Origin of the sequence: Aeromonas rivipollensis (genome assembly GCF_010974825.1) — a bacterium.
GTDB classification, from domain to species: domain Bacteria; phylum Pseudomonadota; class Gammaproteobacteria; order Enterobacterales; family Aeromonadaceae; genus Aeromonas; species Aeromonas rivipollensis.
In genome coordinates this window covers 224023-242444 of record NZ_JAAILA010000003.1, presented here as the reverse complement: position 1 = coordinate 242444, position 18422 = coordinate 224023, and the positions used below count along the sequence as shown (strand labels likewise).

General features: G+C 56.3%; 20 protein-coding genes and 1 pseudogene. 10 read left to right on the top strand and 11 right to left on the bottom strand.

The genetic code is table 11. The annotated features are described in order from the left end of the window. The first annotated feature begins 92 nt into the window (after positions 1-92). Positions 93-536 (top strand): carboxymuconolactone decarboxylase family protein, encoded by a 444-nt coding sequence (locus tag G4923_RS01975; protein ID WP_163135295.1) that lies wholly within the window; start codon positions 93-95, stop codon positions 534-536. 114 nt (positions 537-650) lie between these two features. On the opposite strand, the gene G4923_RS01970 is transcribed toward G4923_RS01975, so the two are convergent. Next, positions 651-893 (bottom strand): hypothetical protein, encoded by a 243-nt coding sequence (locus G4923_RS01970; protein WP_163135293.1) that lies wholly within the window; start codon positions 891-893, stop codon positions 651-653. A gap of 142 nt (positions 894-1035) precedes the next feature. Here G4923_RS01970 and cyoA point away from each other — a divergent pair, with 142 nt between their 5' ends. From cyoA to G4923_RS01935, 7 genes and pseudogenes are all read left to right on the top strand, one after another. Beyond that, the gene (gene cyoA, locus G4923_RS01965; RefSeq protein WP_163135291.1) at positions 1036-2154 is read left to right on the top strand and encodes a cytochrome o ubiquinol oxidase subunit II; all 1119 of its coding nucleotides are present in this window, start codon (positions 1036-1038) and stop codon (positions 2152-2154) included. 3 nt (positions 2155-2157) lie between these two features. Then, entirely contained in the window at positions 2158-4134 is a 1977-nt protein-coding gene (cyoB, locus tag G4923_RS01960) for a cytochrome o ubiquinol oxidase subunit I (protein ID WP_163135290.1), read from the top strand. Next, positions 4103-4750, top strand: a pseudogene (locus tag G4923_RS01955) (cytochrome o ubiquinol oxidase subunit III); the annotation flags it as partial. The gene cyoB and the pseudogene G4923_RS01955, both read left to right, overlap by 32 nt. Next, positions 4751-5080: a cytochrome o ubiquinol oxidase subunit IV gene (locus tag G4923_RS01950; RefSeq protein ID WP_025327639.1), complete on the top strand. Its 330-nt coding sequence runs from the start codon at positions 4751-4753 to the stop codon at positions 5078-5080. It begins immediately after the preceding pseudogene. A 10-nt stretch (positions 5081-5090) separates the two neighbouring features. Next, positions 5091-5984, top strand: a complete 894-nt coding sequence (gene cyoE, locus G4923_RS01945) for a heme o synthase (protein ID WP_106886300.1) — start codon at positions 5091-5093, stop codon at positions 5982-5984. A 189-nt stretch (positions 5985-6173) separates the two neighbouring features. Continuing rightward, a complete protein-coding gene (locus tag G4923_RS01940; protein WP_163135286.1) occupies positions 6174-7535 on the top strand; it encodes an MFS transporter in 1362 nt (453 codons plus the stop codon). Positions 7536-7592: 57 nt separating this feature from the next. Next, positions 7593-7961 (top strand): DUF1428 domain-containing protein, encoded by a 369-nt coding sequence (locus tag G4923_RS01935; RefSeq protein ID WP_103244539.1) that lies wholly within the window; start codon positions 7593-7595, stop codon positions 7959-7961. A 155-nt stretch (positions 7962-8116) separates the two neighbouring features. On the opposite strand, the gene G4923_RS01930 is transcribed toward G4923_RS01935, so the two are convergent. Continuing rightward, a complete protein-coding gene (locus G4923_RS01930) occupies positions 8117-9220 on the bottom strand; it encodes a YdcF family protein (protein ID WP_163135419.1) in 1104 nt (367 codons plus the stop codon). A 148-nt stretch (positions 9221-9368) separates the two neighbouring features. Continuing rightward, on the bottom strand, positions 9369-10295 hold the full coding sequence (locus tag G4923_RS01925; protein ID WP_240455241.1) for a LysR family transcriptional regulator: 927 nt from the start codon (positions 10293-10295) through the stop codon (positions 9369-9371). A gap of 67 nt (positions 10296-10362) precedes the next feature. Between G4923_RS01925 and G4923_RS01920 the strand changes: the two genes are divergently transcribed. Then, the gene (locus tag G4923_RS01920; RefSeq protein WP_163135284.1) at positions 10363-10851 is read left to right on the top strand and encodes a DMT family transporter; all 489 of its coding nucleotides are present in this window, start codon (positions 10363-10365) and stop codon (positions 10849-10851) included. 357 nt (positions 10852-11208) lie between these two features. On the opposite strand, the gene G4923_RS01915 is transcribed toward G4923_RS01920, so the two are convergent. The 3 genes from G4923_RS01915 to G4923_RS01905 all read right to left on the bottom strand — a co-directional run bounded on the left by G4923_RS01915 (position 11209) and on the right by G4923_RS01905 (position 13143). Next, positions 11209-11451, bottom strand: coding sequence for a DUF3297 family protein (locus tag G4923_RS01915; protein WP_042040288.1), 243 nt, complete (start codon positions 11449-11451; stop codon positions 11209-11211). A gap of 98 nt (positions 11452-11549) precedes the next feature. Then, positions 11550-12866, bottom strand: a complete 1317-nt coding sequence (locus tag G4923_RS01910) for a HipA domain-containing protein (protein ID WP_205597007.1) — start codon at positions 12864-12866, stop codon at positions 11550-11552. Continuing rightward, the gene (locus tag G4923_RS01905; protein ID WP_232301917.1) at positions 12850-13143 is read right to left on the bottom strand and encodes a helix-turn-helix domain-containing protein; all 294 of its coding nucleotides are present in this window, start codon (positions 13141-13143) and stop codon (positions 12850-12852) included. The genes G4923_RS01910 and G4923_RS01905 overlap by 17 nt, the downstream gene beginning before the upstream one ends. Positions 13144-13423: 280 nt before the next feature. On the opposite strand from G4923_RS01905, the gene G4923_RS01900 reads away from it, so the two are divergent. Next, positions 13424-13960, top strand: a complete 537-nt coding sequence (locus G4923_RS01900) for a metal-dependent hydrolase (RefSeq protein ID WP_163135282.1) — start codon at positions 13424-13426, stop codon at positions 13958-13960. Here G4923_RS01900 and G4923_RS01895 read toward each other — a convergent pair. The 5 genes from G4923_RS01895 to G4923_RS01870 all read right to left on the bottom strand — a co-directional run bounded on the left by G4923_RS01895 (position 13954) and on the right by G4923_RS01870 (position 17384). Then, positions 13954-14280, bottom strand: coding sequence for a hypothetical protein (locus G4923_RS01895; protein WP_163135280.1), 327 nt, complete (start codon positions 14278-14280; stop codon positions 13954-13956). The genes G4923_RS01900 and G4923_RS01895 overlap by 7 nt on opposite strands. 156 nt (positions 14281-14436) lie before the next feature. Next, positions 14437-14880, bottom strand: coding sequence for a hypothetical protein (locus tag G4923_RS01890; RefSeq protein ID WP_163135277.1), 444 nt, complete (start codon positions 14878-14880; stop codon positions 14437-14439). Between the two features lie 108 nt (positions 14881-14988). Continuing rightward, positions 14989-15300: a hypothetical protein gene (locus tag G4923_RS01885; RefSeq protein ID WP_163135275.1), complete on the bottom strand. Its 312-nt coding sequence runs from the start codon at positions 15298-15300 to the stop codon at positions 14989-14991. 318 nt (positions 15301-15618) lie between these two features. Further along, positions 15619-16779, bottom strand: coding sequence for a hypothetical protein (locus tag G4923_RS01875; RefSeq protein WP_163135273.1), 1161 nt, complete (start codon positions 16777-16779; stop codon positions 15619-15621). Next, positions 16776-17384: a DUF4365 domain-containing protein gene (locus G4923_RS01870; RefSeq protein ID WP_163135271.1), complete on the bottom strand. Its 609-nt coding sequence runs from the start codon at positions 17382-17384 to the stop codon at positions 16776-16778. Before G4923_RS01870 ends, G4923_RS01875 begins: the two co-directional genes overlap by 4 nt. Positions 17385-18422: the final 1038 nt, after the last annotated feature.

The window sequence follows — 18422 nt, the reverse complement described above, 5'->3', positions numbered from 1 at the left end:
TGTTGCAGGTTATGGCGGTATTCTATCCATGGATGAAAGTGTGAACAATGTGCTCATCGCCCACCTGAGGGCCTCTTCACGGGAGTATTGCCATGTCAGAACGTATCCAGCTTGCCAGCCAGGTGCCCGCCGCCATCTCGGCCATGATGGGCCTCGAGTCCTATCTCGGCGGGACCGACATTCCGCTGTCGCTCAAGGAGCTCATCAAGCTGCGGGCCTCCATGCTCAACGGCTGCGCCTACTGCATCGAGATGCACGCCGAGGTGGCGATGAAGCAGGGTGACAGCCCCCAGCGCTTGCTGGCGTTGTCCGCCTGGCGCGAATCCCCGTTGTTCGATGCGCGGGAGCGGGCGGTGCTGGCCATGACCGACGAGGTGACTCTGATAGCCGAAAACGGGCTCACCGAGGAGACCTACCAGCAGGCCCTGGCCCTGCTGGGGGAAACTCTGTTGGCCCAGTGCCTGATGCAGGTGGTCACCATCAACGCCTGGAACCGTATCGCAGTGGCGACCCGAATGGAGCATAAACACCCCTGAGGGAGACCCTCCGGTGGGGAGTCGTCTTAAACGGGTCTATCCGAGGCCCGTTTTTCATGGTGGGTCTCAGACAGGGCAGCTCTTTCTGCGCTTCCGTCGGCCTCGGGAAGTTAATCATACATTCGTTTGATTAATTAATTTTTTATTCTCCCTCGGAATATACGCATCCAGATCAAGGAATGGAGAGGGCACCTGTGCATCAAGGGGGGTCTGAATGGCTCTTTTTTGTCCTGTTTTTCCCTCAAAAAATAAGGGTAATGAGCCTGATTGATTAATTGGTGAACGATTTTGGCGGGGAGATAAATTAACGGGAGATGAATCGAGGGTCTGTGAATTTAATAAATTGGTCGCTGTCAAGCGATTAACATCTGATACCTGTTTTCACCACCCTTGGAACATTTTTGGGATTAATTTTTCATGTTGTTCACATGCCGGTCTGATGCAATAAAATGCGGCATTTTTATTATACCAATAAGCCTTGAAACGATGAGGACATTGCATGAGACCTTTTGAAGTAAAGAGGGGCTTGGGCGCTTTGCTGTTGATGGCAACCGCTGGCTTGCTGAGTGGCTGCGACATGGCTCTGATGAGCCCCAAGGGGCAGGTTGGTCTGGAGCAGAAGTCACTGATATTGACCGCACTTGGGTTGATGTTAATCGTGGTGATTCCTGTGATTATTATGACGGTGGCATTTGCTCGTAAATACAGAGCATCCAATACCACTGCCAAATACACCCCGGATTGGTCCCACTCCAACAAGATTGAAGCGGTCGTCTGGACCGTGCCCGTCATTATTGTTGCCATCCTGGCAGTGATTACCTGGAAAACCTCCCACTCCCTCGACCCCTACAAGCCGTTGGAATCTGACGTCAAGCCAATTCAGGTCGATGTCATCTCCCTCGACTGGAAGTGGTTGTTCGTCTATCCGGAGCTGGGTATCGCCTCGGTCAACGAGCTGGCCTTCCCGGTCAACACCCCGATCAACTTCCGGGTGACCTCTGACACTGTGATGAACTCCTTCTTCATCCCCCAGCTGGGCGGTCAGATCTACGCCATGGCCGGGATGCAGACCAAGCTGCACCTGATTGCCAACGAGGCGGGTCAGTACAAGGGGATCTCCGGCAGTTACAGCGGCGCCGGTTTCTCTGGCATGAAGTTCAAGGCGATTGCCACCCAGGACCAGGCCGGTTTCGATGCCTGGGTCGCCAAGGTGAAACAGTCTCCCAAGATGCTGAGCACCATGGGTGAGTTCGATGCCCTGGCCAAGAAGAGCGAAAACCACCCGGTTGAGTACTTCGCCAGCGCCGATCCCAAGCTGTTCGTCAACGTGATCAACAAGTTCATGGGTGGCATGTCCCATGGCGGCCATGACGCTGCAAAAGACGGCGCCATGGACCACGAGGCCATGAAGCATGATGCTGCAAAAGACGGCGCCATGGACCACAAGGCCATGAACCATGAGTCTGCAAAAGAAGGGAGCATGGACCACAAGGCCATGAACCATGACGCTGCGAAAGAAGAGACCATGGACCACGCGGCCATGAGTCATGACGAGCATGCCGGACACATGGCCACGTCTATGGCTGACAAGAGTGTGAAAGCAGGATCCGAGGAATAATCGATGTTTGGAAAATTGACACTCGAGGCTGTTCCGTACCATGAACCCATCATCATGGTCACGATAGCCGGTATCATCTTGGGTGGGCTGGCGATTGCCGGTCTCATCACTTATTACAGCAAGTGGCAATATCTGTGGAAAGAGTGGTTCACCTCGGTGGACCACAAGCGCCTCGGTATCATGTATCTCATCCTGGGCATGGTCATGCTGCTGCGCGGCTTCGCCGATGCGGTCATGATGCGTGGCCAGCAGGTCATGGCCTCCGCCGGTAGCGAAGGCTACCTGAACGCGCACCACTACGATCAGATCTTCACCGCCCACGGCGTCATCATGATCTTCTTCGTGGCCATGCCGCTGGTGATCGGCCTGATGAACATAGTGGTGCCGCTGCAGATCGGTGCCCGTGACGTCGCCTTCCCCTTCCTGAACAACCTGAGCTTCTGGTTTACCGCCGCGGCCGTGGTGCTGATCAACGTCTCCCTCGGGGTCGGTGAATTCGCCCAGACCGGCTGGCTGGCCTATCCGCCCTTGTCGGGGCTGGAGTTCAGTCCCGGGGTCGGGGTCGATTACTGGATCTGGAGTCTGCAGATCTCGGGTCTGGGTACCCTGCTGACCGGTGTCAACTTCTTTGCCACCATCATCCGGATGCGTGCCCCCGGCATGACCATGATGCGTCTGCCGGTGTTCACCTGGACCGCCCTGTGCGCCAACATCCTGATCATCGCCTCCTTCCCGATCCTGACCGTCACCATCGCCCTGCTGACCGCAGACCGCTACCTGGGTACCCATTTCTTTACCAATGACATGGGTGGCAACATGATGATGTACATCAACCTGATCTGGGCCTGGGGTCACCCCGAGGTGTATATCCTGGTGCTGCCGGTGTTCGGGATCTTCTCCGAAATCGTGGCGACCTTCTGCAAGAAGAAGCTGTTCGGCTACACCTCACTGGTGTGGGCGACCGTGGCCATCACAGTGCTCTCCTTCGTGGTCTGGCTGCACCACTTCTTCACCATGGGGTCAGGTGCCAACGTGAATGCCTTCTTCGGCATCACCACCATGATCATCTCCATCCCGACCGGGGTGAAGATCTTCAACTGGCTGTTCACCATGTACCGTGGTCGCATCGAGTTCAGCTCCCCCATGCTGTGGACCGTCGGTTTCATCATCACCTTCACCGTGGGTGGCATGACGGGGGTACTGCTCTCCGTGCCGGCCGCCAACTTCGTGCTGCACAACAGCCTGTTCCTGATCGCCCACTTCCACAACGTCATCATCGGCGGCGTGGTGTTCGGTTGCTTCGCCGGTATCACCTACTGGTTCCCGAAGGCGTTCGGCTTCAAGCTCGATGACGTCTGGGGCAAGCGTGCCTTCTGGTTCTGGATCACCGGCTTCTTCGTGGCCTTCATGCCGCTCTACGTGCTGGGCTTCATGGGCATGACCCGTCGTGTCAGCCAGAACATAGATCCCGAGTTCCACGGCTGGCTGGTGGTTGCCGCCTGCGGCGCCGGCCTCATCGCCATCGGCGTACTGTGCCAGCTGATCCAGGTCGTGGTCAGTATCCGTGACCGCGAGAAGAACCGTGACTGGACCGGTGATCCCTGGGGTGGCCGTACCCTGGAGTGGGCCACCTCCTCTCCGCCCCCCTTCTACAACTTCGCCATCGAGCCCAAGGTGACCGGTCTGGACGCCTTCTGGGAAGCGAAAGAGGACGGCAGCGCCTATCGCCAGCCGGCCAAATACGCCCCCATCCACATGCCGAAGAACTCAGGTGCCGGTGTCATCATCGCCGCCTTCAGCGTGGTGTTTGGCTTTGCCATGATCTGGCACATCTGGTGGATGGCCATCGCCGGCTTCGTCGGCATGATCGCCACCTGGATCATCCACAGCTTCAACGACGATGTGGACTACTACGTACAGGTTGACGAAATCGAGCGCATCGAAGGTCAGCATTTCGACAATATCAACAAGGTGGCTTAACTCCATGGCGACTGACGTTCTACATCACTCTCACGGTGCCCATGAGGATGGGCACCATGATGCCGGTGCCACCAAGGTGTTCGGCTTCTGGATCTACCTGATGAGCGACTGCATCCTGTTTGCGACCCTGTTCGCAACCTATGCAGTCCTGGTCAACGGCACCGCCGGCGGCCCCACCGGCAAGGACATCTTCGAACTGCCGTTCGTGTTCGCCGAAACCATGCTGCTGCTGCTGAGCTCCATCACCTTCGGGTTCGGCATGCTGGCCATGAACAAGAACAAGGTCTCTGCGGTCAACACCTGGCTGCTGGTCACCTTCATTCTTGGCGCCGGCTTCATCGCCATGGAGATCTACGAGTTCCATCATCTGATCGTCAATGATGCGGGCCCGGATCGCAGCGGCTTCCTGTCCGCCTTCTTCACCCTGGTCGGTACCCACGGTATCCACGTCACCAGCGGCCTTATCTGGATCATCGTGATGATGGTACTGATCAGCAAGAAGGGGCTGACCGAGCGCAACCGCACGCGCCTGATGTGCCTGAGCCTGTTCTGGCACTTCCTGGACGTGGTGTGGATCTGCGTCTTCACCGTGGTTTATCTGATGGGGGTCATGTAAATGAGTCATTCTGTTGACAATCACGGCGCCAGCCACGGCAGCGTCAAGTCCTATATGACCGGCTTCGTGCTGTCACTCATCCTGACCGCGATCCCGTTCTGGATGGTGATGGACGGCTCCGCCTCCCATGCCATGGTGCTCGGCACCGTAGTGGCCATGGCGGTGGTGCAGATCTTCGTGCACCTGATCTACTTCCTGCACATGAACACCTCCTCCGAGGAGCGGTGGAACCTGGTGGCACTGGTCTTTACCGTGCTCATCATCGCCATCGTGGTCGTGGGTTCCCTGTGGATCATGTACAACCTCAACATCAACATGATGGTTCACTGAGCGGCTTGATGTGATGATGAAGCAATACCTGCAAGTGACCAAGCCGGGCATCATCTTCGGTAACCTCATCTCGGTTATCGGCGGCTTCCTGCTGGCCTCGAAGGGGAGCCTGGATGTGCCCCTGTTCATCCTGACCATGGCGGGGGTGTCACTGGTGGTCGCCTCCGGTTGTGTGTTCAACAACTACATCGACCGGGACATCGACTGCATCATGGAGCGCACCAAGAACCGCGCCCTGGTGAGGGGGCTCATCGCCCCCGGTGTGTCGCTCTGGTATGCGAGCGCGCTGGGCGTTGCGGGCATTGCACTGCTCTACTTTGCGGCCAATCCGTTGGCCGCCTTGCTGGCGGTGCTGGGCTTCCTGGTCTATGTGGGGGTCTACAGCCTCTACATGAAGCGTCATTCTGTCTATGGCACCCTGGTCGGCAGCCTCTCCGGCGCCGCGCCACCCGTCATCGGCTATTGCGCGGTGAGCGGCCAGTTCGACTCCGGTGCGCTTATCCTGCTGGCGATCTTCAGCCTGTGGCAGATGCCGCACTCCTATGCGATTGCCATCTTCCGCTTCAAGGATTACCAGGCCGCCAACATCCCTGTGTTGCCGGTGGTGAAGGGGATTTCTGTGGCCAAGCACCACATCACCCTCTACATACTGGCCTTCATGGTGCCGACCCTGATGCTGTTCCTCGGCGGCTACGCCGGTTACAAGTACCTGATAGTCGCCACCGCGGTGAGCGTCTGGTGGCTGGGGATGGCGCTGTCTGGCTACAAGGCGGCGGTGGATGACTCCCTCTGGGCCCGCAAGCTGTTCATGTTCTCCATCGTCACCATTACTTGTCTGAGCGTGATGATGTCGGTGGACTTCCAGCCGGATGCAACTCCCGTGCTGGTGAGCATGCTGCCCTGATGGCCCGCGTTGCCGGACCCCAAGGCTGTGATGCAACACAGGAAAATCAATAGAATCCAGAGCCGGGAACCTTCCCGGCTCTGTTATTATGAGGCCCGCCCCACGGGGCGCATTGTCGGCTTTTTCGGGTGTGGCGTGCCTTGTCATCCGCCCCTTTGTGTCTCCTCTCTCTGACCTATCGAGGCCATCATGAATGATTTCACCATGACGAGGGGCGAGCGCCGCGCGACCTGGGCGCTCGGCTCCGTCTTCTCGTTGCGCATGCTCGGCATGTTCATGGTCCTGCCGGTGCTGACCACCTACGGCATGTCCCTGGCGGGCGCCTCGGAGGCGCTCATCGGTCTTGCCATCGGCATCTACGGCATGACCCAGGCGCTGTTCCAGATCCCCTTCGGGCTGCTCTCCGATCGCATCGGCCGCAAGCCCCTTATCGTCGGCGGCCTGTTGATGTTTGCCCTCGGTAGCGTCATCGCCGCCCTGAGCGACTCCATCTGGGGGGTCATCGTCGGCCGCGCCCTGCAAGGGAGCGGCGCCATCTCCGCCGCCGTCATGGCACTCTTGTCTGATCTCACCCGGGAGCAGAACCGCACCAAGGCCATGGCTTTCATCGGGGTGAGCTTTGGCATCACCTTCGCCATCGCCATGGTGACAGGCCCCCTGATCACCCAGGCGGTGGGGTTATCCGGCCTCTTCTGGCTCATCGCCCTGCTGGCGCTGGCGGCCATCGCCATGGTGATCTGGGTGGTGCCGACCCCGGCGGCCCACCTGCAAAATCGCGAGTCCGCCATGGTGCGCGGCGGTTTTCGCACCGTGCTCACCAATGGGCGTCTGCTCAAGCTCAACCTCGGCATCCTCTGCGTCCACACCCTGCTGATGTCGAGCTTCGTGGCGCTGCCGCCCCTGCTCGAACAAGCAGGACTGGCCCGGGAGCACCAGTGGCAGGCATATCTAGTTACCATGTTGATCGCCTTCGTGAGCGTGGTGCCTTTCATCATCTATGCCGAGAAGCACCGCCAGATGAAGCGGGTGTTCCAGGCCTGCGTGCTGGTGATGCTGGTTGCCGAGCTGGTGCTGTGGCAGGCAGGCCTGCAGCTCTGGGGCCTGCTGTTGGGGCTGCAGCTTTTCTTCGTCGGCTTCAACGTGATGGAGGCGCTGCTGCCGTCGCTCATCAGCAAGGAGTCCCCGCCGGGTTACAAGGGCACCGCCATGGGGGTCTACTCCACCAGCCAGTTCCTCGGCGTCGCCATCGGCGGCAGCCTGGGGGGGCTGCTCTACAGCCTGGGGGGCGGCCCTCTGGTGTTTGGCGGCTGCGCCCTGCTTGCCCTGCTCTGGTTTGGGGTCAGCCTCACCATGGCCGAGCCTCCCTACGTCAGCAGCCTGCGCATAGTGCTGCCGGAAGGGGTGGCCGCGAGTCCGGCCCTGGAGCAGAAGATCCGCGCCTGTGACGGGGTGAGCGACGTGCTGCTGGTGCCTGAGGAGCACTCCCTCTACGTGAAGGTGGACAGCAAGCGCCTGACCCGCAGCGATCTGGAGCGGCTGGTGGCCCTCTGAGGGCAGCCAGGGGCGCGGCTGCTATGCTGAGATCCTCAATCACAGGAGGAAAGGCTCATGTCATATGTGGACGGATTCGTGATCGCCGTGCCCACGGTCAACAAGCAGGCCCTGATCGACCATGCGGGGCTGTTTGACCCCATCTTTCTCGAATATGGGGCCACCCGGGTGCTGGAATGTTGGGGGGATGACGTGCCCCACGGCAAGCAGACCGACTTTTACCGCGCGGTGGCGGCCAAGGAGGACGAAAGCGTGGTCTTCTCCTGGGTGGAGTGGCCGAGCAAGGCAGTACGGGACGAGGCCATGACCAAGATGATGCAGGACCCCAGGATGGATCCAGCCAGCCCCATGCACCAGACCATGCCCTTCGATGGCGCCCGGATGATCTTCGGGGGCTTCACCACAGTGCTGGAGCTCAAGGGCTGAGGGGCCGCCAGAGCCAAAAGCCCGACTGGTCTTTGAGGGCTTCACCATTGTGGCTGGATCTCAAGAGCTGAGGCACGCCAGCGACACCCAAGCCCGCCAGATGATGAAAAAGCCCACCATTCGGCGGGCTTTTTGCTGGGCGTTATCTCATGGGATCAGCGCTCCAGCAGCGGGGCCGAGCGGTAACTCCAGAGGCCATAGGTGCGCAGAGCATCGCGGTAGATGCCGAGCAGCTCCTCCGGGCTCGCCTTGGCCAGGGCCGAGAGGGGCTTGTCCGGGTAGGCGACGCTGTCGATGCGGATATTGGCCGGACCGCTCTGCCAGCAGGCGATTTCCAGCAGGGTCTGGCCCCGGCGCACGTGGCTCGCCGAGCTTACCAGGGTGGCGTACTCAATCTCGTGGCGGGCGAGGGCATAGCCGCTGTAGAGGGCGTTCTCCACCGTGCTGGTGGCGTAGTTCTCCTCGATGATGCGGGATCTGTCTATGCCCTTCTTCGCCAGCCAGTCCGCCATCAGCTTGCCCTCGGTCTGGCGGTTCTGGGGCACGCCGCCGGTGAGGATGATGAGGGCCGCCGGGTTGGCCTGGGCCAGGGCGCGGGTGGTCTCGAGGCGCCCCAGCAGGATCTCGTGCATGCTGCCATCGGGGTTGAGGGCATAGCCCAGGGTGACGATGGCCTGTCGCCCCTTCTTCTCGCCGCGCCCCTGGCGCTCCTTGAGGGGGGTGGCGATCACCCGGTCGACGGTGTCGAACAGCCGCTGCAGATCGGCGGCCCGACCGGCATTGAGCTCGCCGACCCGCTTGAAATAGGCGTCGGACTTGGCCTGATCGCCCTTGAAGCGCTGCCAGGTGGCCAGATAGGTGTTGAGATCCAGATCGTCCGGCGCCGTGCTGAGGGCCTGCTCGAACAGGGCGATGGCTCTGTCCACGTTGCCGTTGTAGATCTGGGCGTTGGCCGCCGAGATGAGCAGGTCGGTGCGGTAGGGCTCGAGCTGGTGAGCCTGCAGCAGGAGCTCGGTGACCTGCTCCATGTTGCTCGGCATCTTGGCGGTGAAACCGGCATCTGAGACCCGGGCGGGGGAGTGGAAGATGCGGGCGGCATCCGCCAGCAGCTGGTCCACCACCTGGCGTTTGCTGATGTACTGGTCGTAATTTTGCTCCTTTTGCAGGGAGCGCACCGGGGCGGCCCAGGCATCGGAGGCGGTGACCACCGGCAGCGCCAGCAGGCTGGCCAGGGTCAGGGCAATCGCAGTTTTCTTCATCATGGCGTTCCACCTAGGGGGAGGGGCGCTATGCCATGGCATGCTCCCCTGGAGCCTTTTTCAATTAAAACAGGCGCTTGGTAATTGCCTACTCTACTCCTTTCCCGATGAAAAAAACGTGAACCGCTTCGGTTATCCCGGTCACCCCCTAGCGCAGACCCAGACGCTCGTGGAGAAACCCCAGCCAGGCCTCCACCTTGGCGGGCAGGTGACGGCGCCTGGGATAGACGCACCAGATGCCGTGCTCGGGCAGGGCGTGGTCTGGCAGCAGGGGCACCAGCCGACCGGTGGCGAGATCCCGCTCCACGATAAAGTCCGGCATGTTGCCTATGCCAAGCCCCGCCAGCAGCGCCGTGTGGATGGCGTCGCTGTTGTTGACCTCGAAATTGCCCCGCGGGGTGATGGCCACCTCCCCCTCGGGGCCTTGCAGCCGCCACTGGGTGCCACCGCGAAACAGGGAGTAGAAGAGGCAGTTGTGGCGCTCGAGATCGGCCGGGGTGCGGGGCGTGCCGGCCCGCGCCAGGTAGGCGGGGGCGGCGCACAATGTGCTGTGACAGGGGGCGAGGCGGCGGGCGACCAGGCTCGAATCTTCCAGCTCGCCGATGCGCACCGCCACATCGAACCCCTCGGCCACCAGATCCTGTAGGGCGTCGCTCATCTCCAGCTGCAACTGCAGCTCGGGATAGAGGGCGAGAAATTCGGGGATAAGGGGAGCTATGTGGCGCCGACCATAGACCATGGGCACAGTCACCCGCAGCAGGCCGCGGGGCGCCGATTGCAGGGCGCCGATGGCATCTTCCCCCTCGCTTGCCAGGCGCACCGCATGGCGCACCGTCTCGAAGTAGCGCTCCCCCGCCTCGGTCAGGGCGAGGGAGCGGGTGGTGCGGTAGATAAGCTGGCAACCGAGGGTTTGCTCGAGCTGGCTCACCTTCTTGCTCAGCACCGACTTGCTGAGACCGAGCTGGCGGGCGGCGCCGGAGAAAGTGCCCGCCTCCACCACGGCGACGAAGGCGGGGAGCAGGGCGAAGGCATCCTGGTTCATGTTGTTCTCAAAGCGGAAACAATGTTGTTCCATAAGGGTAGATTATCCCCATATCGAAAACAATTTACCCTGCTCCTCAGTTCAACCAAGGAGTGACCCCATGATCCCCCCTCTTATCGACCGCCGCCCCGGACGCCTCGCCCTCGGCCAGACTCTTGGCCAGACCATAGGTGCCCTGGCGGCCTTCGCCGCCGGCCTGCTGCTGGCGTTGATGATCGCCCAGAACGGCGCCCTGGCCCGCGCCACCGACCCCTGGCTCGGGAGCTGGTTGGCCCACGGGGTCGGCAGCCTGGTGGCCGCGCTCTTGTGGTGGCTGGCCCCACGGCCCCCACAGCCAGAAGCCGCCCCGCCCTGGGCCTGGCTCGGCGGCCTGCCGGGGGCGCTCACCGTGGTGCTGGCGGCCCTCTGCCTCAACTCGCCCCTCGGCATGGCGGGCACCCTGGCCCTGCTGCTGCTCGGCCAGCTGCTGTTTGGCGCCCTGTGCGACGCCAGAGGCTGGTTCGGGCTGGCCCGCCGCCGCCCCTCGGGGAAGGACGTGCTCGCCGCCCTGCTGGTGATGGCCGGCGCCCTGCTAATCGTGCTGCATTAGGAGAAACACCATGACCATATTGATCCTGCTGGGACTGCTCGCCGCGAGTGATCTGCTCGGCATCCTGCTGGTGCTGGCGGGTGCCGCACTGCAACGTTGGCAGACTGGCAAGCCACGCTCCCGAGGATGAGCGGTGATGGCGTGGATAAACCAGCAGGCCGGGGTGATAAGAGCGCCGCCCTTGCCTTGATGGGTGACACCGCACGCCAACCAGCTCACGGCACTGGCTGAAGGGAAAGAAATGAAGGAAGGGAAGCCACCCGCGAGCAGGGCCAGCCCAAAAGCAGAACACCGGCGCAAGGCCGGTGTTCTGAACAGCATGGCGGCGGGCCCAGCGGGGCGCGCGGTCAGGGCCGCTTAGGCGTAGAAGGCCTCGACGGTGCCCTTGACGGTGATCAGCATGGGGTTGCCGTAGCGATCCTTGGCCTTGGGGGAGGGGATCTTCACCCAACCTTCGCTGATGCAGTACTCCTCGACATTGGTGCGCTCCTTGCCGTTGAGGCGAATGCCGATCTCGTGCTCGAAGCACTCTGCCACGTGGTGCGGGCTGCGCGGGTTGGCCGCCAGACGGTCGGGCAGTGCAGGTTTGTTGTCGCTCATTTTATAGACCTGAGTTTGATAAAAAGTGGGTCATTGTAGGCAATGCCCGCCATGGGCTCAAGGCTGGGCTGCGTCCCATGGGAGTGGACAAGGCCCGGCTACAGTTGCAGCTCGGGCAACAGCGTCGCCTGCTCCTGAAAATGGTGGCAACGGCGCTCAACGTCGTCTCGGTAGCCTGCCAGATAAGCCAGCTCGGCGGGATTGTCTGTCTCAACCAGGGCGATGGCGGCATCCAGATGGTGAAGGATGTCGCTGGCCATCTTGTGCAAGGTCTGCTGCAACAGGCGTTTGGGCAGCTCACACGCCTCGGCCATCTCCAGCAACTGCCATGCGTTGATCGCCTCGGGGGCAAACTCGTCGCCTATGGCCATGGCCAGATGCTGGTTGAACTCGGGGTAAAGCCCCACATTGACCAGATCGTACCAGGGGGTGGGCATCAGCCCGGCTTTTGATACGAAGAAGCTGTAGTTCTTGCCGTGGGCATCGTGATTGTTGACGCAGAGGTTGAAGAGCAGCCATTGCAGCATGTCCAGTCTGGCCTGCGCCGGATTGACACAGAGGACGCTGAGACTGAACAGCCGTGGCAGGCTGACCCCTTCCCGAATATGGGCCACGTCCCGCCCGTCACCGAAGTTGCGTTCATATTTTCGGGCGACGGGAAACCCCAGCCCCTGACAGGCATCGATCATATGGCGACGGCGCACCCTCAAGCCATCTTCATCGAGGCGCCGATCGAAGCGTTCTACCAGCAAACCTCGGTGGGACTTATCGCCTTGGCCGACCCTGTGCAGTTCGACTTGTGCCACCGGCATGCCCAGCAGTGCGGCCAGTCGCATGGTCACAAACTCATTGATCACCAGATGAGGGTGATGCTCGAACTTGAGGAGGTGGGTGGAACAGAGCTCGCCCTCGCCAAATCCCAGCGTCCCCTCGAGTCGCAGCAGGTTGAGCTTGGCCTGCACGCCCGCAACCGAGAGGCGGGGGCGACCATCCCAGACTTCCAGCGGCCAGATCTCGGGCTGATCGAGGCGCAGCAACAGCTCTTCCGGGGTGATGGGGCGAAAATGGGTGGGGACGTCGGGCTCTGCGGGCAGGGTAAAGGTGACCGCCCCGGAGACATCGCGGCCGATGCCGTGGATCAGGGCAAAGAGATTGCTGCGCGAAACGGAGAGCGCCTCAATCAGGTGCTCCAGCCCACGATTTTCTGGCAGCAAATTGCCGAGATATGCCCGGACTTGGGCGCTGCTGGCTGAGCCATCCAGCGCCAGCGGGGGGGAGAGCGGGAAGCCACGTGCTTGCCACTCAGGTGTATAGCCGAGCTGAAAAGTATCCCGTTGGGAGTCATATTCAAGATGACCGATCAGCTGGTTACCCAGCCGAAGTTCCAGCCGATGGTGCTCAGAACCACTCATCATCACCGACCTCTGGTTGGCTGTTGCCGCTCGCTACCTGTGAGCCCGTTTCTTGCACCAGTTGCAACCTCAGCCCCAGCGCCTTCATCACTTGCAACAGGGTCGAGAGGTAGACATCACCCCCCTTTTCAATCTTGATCAGGGTCTTCTTGGAGATGCCGCACAGTGAGGCCGTCACCTCCTGGGTCATCCTGGCGGCCTTGCGCCTCTCGCGGATCGCCAGCCCCAGCGAGGCGGGATCCAGTTCTTTCGGGCCGGTTTGCAACGATGCGTCTGCCATCATGATCACGGAAAAAAGTGTAGGTTATTACACCTTAACCCATGGTAAGAGCAAACAGCAATAAAAAGTGTACGATGGTGCACTTTTTATGGTCCTGGTGCTGGTTGCGAGATAAAAGTGTAGAGGAGTTCACTTTTTAGAACAGAAAGGTGGTTAGTGATGGTCCGGGGGGTGATCGAGGGGCCGGGAGGGGCTCGCTTGCAGAGCCGCAGTGCACTTCATGTTCACTTCACCGAGCGGGGGTAGGGTAGGAACCGGTTTTCAGTTGGAGCTTTACCCTATGCCCGCCATAGTTACCCACGCCGCCGTACCCCTCTGCCTAGGGCTCGGGCTTGGCAGCCGGATTATTCCGCCGCGTCTGCTGCTGGTGGGGGTTGCCATCGCCATGCTGCCCGATGCCGATGTGCTCGCCTTCAAACTGGGAGTCGCCTACGGCCATGTCTTTGGCCACCGCGGTTTTACACACTCATTGCTGTTCGCCTTTGCCCTGCCCACTCTGGCCATGCTGTTTCACCGCCAGCTTAGGGCGAGTGCCGCCACTGTCTGGTCGTTTCTGCTGGTCTCGCTACTTTCCCACAGCCTGCTCGATTCCCTCACCACTGGCGGCAAGGGGGTTGGCTGGCTCTGGCCGTGGCGGGACGAACGCTTCTTCGCTCCCTGGCAGGTGATCCGGGTCGCCCCCTTCAAGCTGGAGGCCTATCTCACTGCCCGTGGGGAAGCGGTGCTTCTCTCCGAGCTCTACTGGGTCTGGCTGCCGGGGGTTGTAGTGATGCTGGTGTTGATGGGGTGGCGGGTGTGGGGCTGGGGTCGTCAGTGAATGCTGAGACTGGCGGCCAGGTGATGAAGATAGTCATAACTGTGCCACTGTACTGCGCAGAGGGCGAGCAGGGCTGAGGCCCCCAAGGCACCTTGATCCCAGTGCCGTAGCAATATCCGCAACGCATGTACTATGCAAAGACCCAGGCTCACCAGATATATGAGAGCTAACGCCACTTCAATCAAATCCGAGATACCGTAGGGATCATTCGGATTGTGATAAAGCAGGTCATAGCCAAATGCACGAAATCCGAGTCTGATCAGAAACAGGAAAGTGCAGAGAATGGCCAATCGTTTTGTTTTTCGGTTGATATTTGTCATTCCGCCAGGGTCAGATGGAGAAAATACTGGGACACTCGAATTATTGTGGCTTGGCTATGCAATGATGAGCTCAAAAAGGTAGAGATCCTAATTTCCTGATGCCTATAGAGAAAGTAATGGCTGAACGAAGATAAATATTTTTATTATGTTCTGTTATTATTTTTGTGATCCGCTATTCAACACCCTGATATAGGGGCCAATACATGAGTCATACTTTTCTTCTAAGCACATTAAAAGTTCGTTCCCAGATGATGAAAATACTAAATGAAATGTATAGTCACTCATGTCTGGCATTTGCATACCAAGGCAGTCATTGCCACCATTGTCAGTTAGAATATGTTCCTCTAAAGTATAAAAGCCGGATGGAGACGGTGTGGAGGCGATGTTGTATTTCGATGTTAAAACTTGTTCCGATGCATGAGAATATAAAACGCCATCACCCCTGAAATTACGCCTCTCATAGCAATCAGTTCCTGATACGTGAGCTTCCCATTCACCTAGAATTAGATTGTCGATGTTTTTAGGTGTAGTTTCTTGCTGCTCCGCATAGCTGACAGTACTATAGAATAGTAATGTGGCAATGAATAACGGTCCTGTCATGATAATTTTATGACTCATAATGTTTAAATAATAACATTGGGACACCCATCACTTGGATTCTGGCTATGAAAAGTCATGTTCAGAGGTGGGTGTCCTAATTTTCAACCTTTATGCCTGTCTTTTTGACTTAATTTGAGAAAATGTTATAAGTGTTTGGCAAAATGCAACAACGTCTCCCATAGTTCTAAGAGAATGCAGAGCAGGCCCCCAGTTAGCTGGCTCACCTTCATAATGGTGAACTTGCAACCAACCGCCCTGTCGTGCAGAGTCATGTGTAGAATTTTTAATTTGAAAGGCTATCCCATGCTTTTCTCTAGCTAAATAAACATCGAATTCAGCATCTGTTTCATTACCAGACACTTCATAGCCATATTCTTCACCAATTGACCTGATTAGGTTTTTTGCTAACTGACGATCCATTATTTAATGCCTCTTTGGTTAAAGTTAAAAATAGTGTAATTTTAAAGGAAATAGTACAAAGTCAAATTTAAGTATTCTAGCTACACTACAAAAAACCTAAATAATAAAAATGCTAGGCGGCACTATCCAGACTTAAATTCTTTGTTATGTTTATTTGCATCTCTGATGCCTGAAAAAACGTGGACACCCATCTTTTTGTGCGCTGGCTATACAGCGCCTTACTCAGAAAGGTGGGTGTCCTGATTTTTTGACGCAATACCATAGCCGCCGTATATCGCTTTAAACACTAAACGTAACGCATAGTAAAAATGCCACGCGTTACGAATCACCCTTAAACGCTTTATTAGAGCTTTCCTGCACCCTATCTAGTTCCTTGAATTCTAGGTTCTCACATACTTGACAGTCAAAAAGAGATTTAAAATTAGCAGACATTCTATTTTTCATTTTGAGCACTTCCAACTCGCCAGTTAGAGTCAATACTTTTTTGTCCACATGAGCCATAGCTATTATTGGATAAAGGTCTTCACTAACTGTGAATGAAACGCTGACCTCCCTTCCATGATATTTAGCCCTAAGCTTAGCTCGCCCCAAATCATCGTCATAACCTCTATGTAAATCAGCAACTTCACCAGAAAGTTGAATGCTTTTTTCGGTCTTCTTTGCTTTCAATACTTCTCGATATTCAACTATTTTCTGAGCATCTCTAGAGTATAATGATATTGGGTTATGGAATTTTTCTTCGATGAACTCTTTTGACGACCAATTAACTTTAATTTCAATATCCCTATGGGATTTGAAACCAAAAATATCGATTAAAGCATCGCAATCCTTGTTGTCTATTCCTAGCTCAAGTAGTTTCTGATTAATCATTTCAATATCTGATTCACGCTCAAAAACAGAAGAAACTTTAGACAGCTTTGAATAAAACAGCTTATTGATTATCCTGCCAAGGGATGAAGTGCTATCAAACAAGTTAGGCTCTTCATCACTATTTATACGGTATAGAGGAGAATGGATAGCTACAACATAACTACCTATCTGAGTTTGTCCCATCCCAATATGGCTATAATAACTGCCCAAGTGCTTGTTCTTGTTCTTAAATTTTTTCATCTTGCTCGAGCAGTGTTTAAGTAACTGGTAAGAAGAAGATAAAAGCTTTATACCATCATCAAATGGAATTGATCCATTTTGAACATCATCAGCAATTGCCCTAACCATTATGGCGTCAAAGTCCAACGGTGATATTTGTTTGATCAATGCGTCATGGGGAACTTTCAGATATACGGATAGCTCTTCTATTGTATCTAATAGAAGTGCATCATAACGCTTATGATCCTCACTCAAAGGTAGCGTTACCTCTGACTCAGGAAACTCGTGACTATGCCAAATCTGAAATGTGTCTCTAATTTCAGATGATTTGTGCCAGCCATTTTCCGCTAGGTACTTGGTTACATCATTCAAGGGTAATTGTATACTCATATTATTAACCCTCTAGCGCTGTATTGTTCCATCAACTCAATCAGAGTGAGATTGTTAAACGCTTGAGAAAAAGGAACTTTAACTGTCACACTAGTTTTATTGCTGACTTCTGGTTCACCTTCAAGGCTAACCCAGTAACCTGAAAATCTTACATTCGACTGGAGTGATGAATGTTGAACCCACTCATGATTGTCCTGAGGACAGAAAACCACGATCAAAATCTTTGGGAGGTCGTCAACTTCTCTTAGGTCATTGTAATTCTTTATAGGCAGAGGAAAGCTCAGTTCTTGTTTTTCCATGTCTATATATTTGTAGTTAGACGTACACTTGAGTTGTGCCAAAATGCGAGGTTTTTTCCAACGACCTTGAAAGCCTTTACCAATGAGTTCGATATCGATACTCTCATTATCAGTCGTGGGCTCACTATAATTAATCTTCGCAGCTGCGCACATCAACTTTACATAGGCAGAGCTAAATCGCTCTTGAGCATCTGTAATATGCAAGCCATAGGAAGCAGGAAGCCTAGCCAAGCTTTGTCCAGTTTCCACCAATGATTCATTTTCCATTAATATTCTCAAATCAAGTATAGAGACTTCATACATCATTCTAAACACAATAAAAATGCTCTATGAAAGCCCGAACGTTTTGCTAAGGGGAGGTCAAATCAATTGTTTGGCCGGTCTGCGGAGGTTGTGCTTTTTGAGGTCGGAGTGTACTTGAGCGGTCTGTCAATTTTTTATTCTCATCTCTTTAGCTCCAATACGTGTATTCCGAAAATATCCAGTAAATGTTGACGGTCTTTGGCATTTAGTTCTCTTATAGTCATTACTCTTCCCCTTAGGTGAATCTTCCCAAGGCTACTTTTTAATTTATTTATCCAGATTAGATGTTTCTTTATTAATCTAATCTATTCGATTTGTAAGACATATAGATCGCGTATGCTTGGCTAAAAATCATAGGTTGGTGCTGAAGGAAGTGAAGCCCAACATTTACTGCGAAATATATCTGTAAATCTGTTTTACGGTTCAGCCACATCCTTGTTTATCCCGCTCTGGTGGGGGCAATAAGGCTCGCCTGTTGGGCTTTACTACACGCTGCGTCAACCTACAAAAAACCACGCTACCGCCCCTGAGTTACAGCTCCCAGTTCGCTGCTTTTCACCTGCGAGATAGCAACCATCGCTGTCATGGGGCTCTCCCCAGAGGTTGATTGTCGTTTGTCTATCTTAAGGGGCCGGATTGAGACATGGAAAGAGGAAGTTGATAGAAACCTGAGCTGGTTCAATCAATTAGTGAGCAACTGCCGTTTTAAGTGGGCTGTTGGGTGAGCAGAAGTGCGAAAACTCCCCTCACCCCAGCCCTCTCCCAGGGGGAGAGGGTGCATATCTGCGGTTTAGGCGGAAGCTGAGGGCCGGCACGGTTTTGATCCCCCTCTTGTTCGCTGAGGTGAGCCCTCTTGTCCAGGCCGCGAGGCAGGATGCCGAGCGAGTGGCGTTGGGCCATGGACGGCCCATCGGCGCGTGCCGTTGGACAAGAGGGTGAGCCGAAGGAACCCGACATCAGTCGGGCGAATAAGCGGGGGTGGCCTTTCTTTTGGTGACTTTTCTTTGGCCACGCAAAGAAAAGTCACTCGCCCAGGCCCGA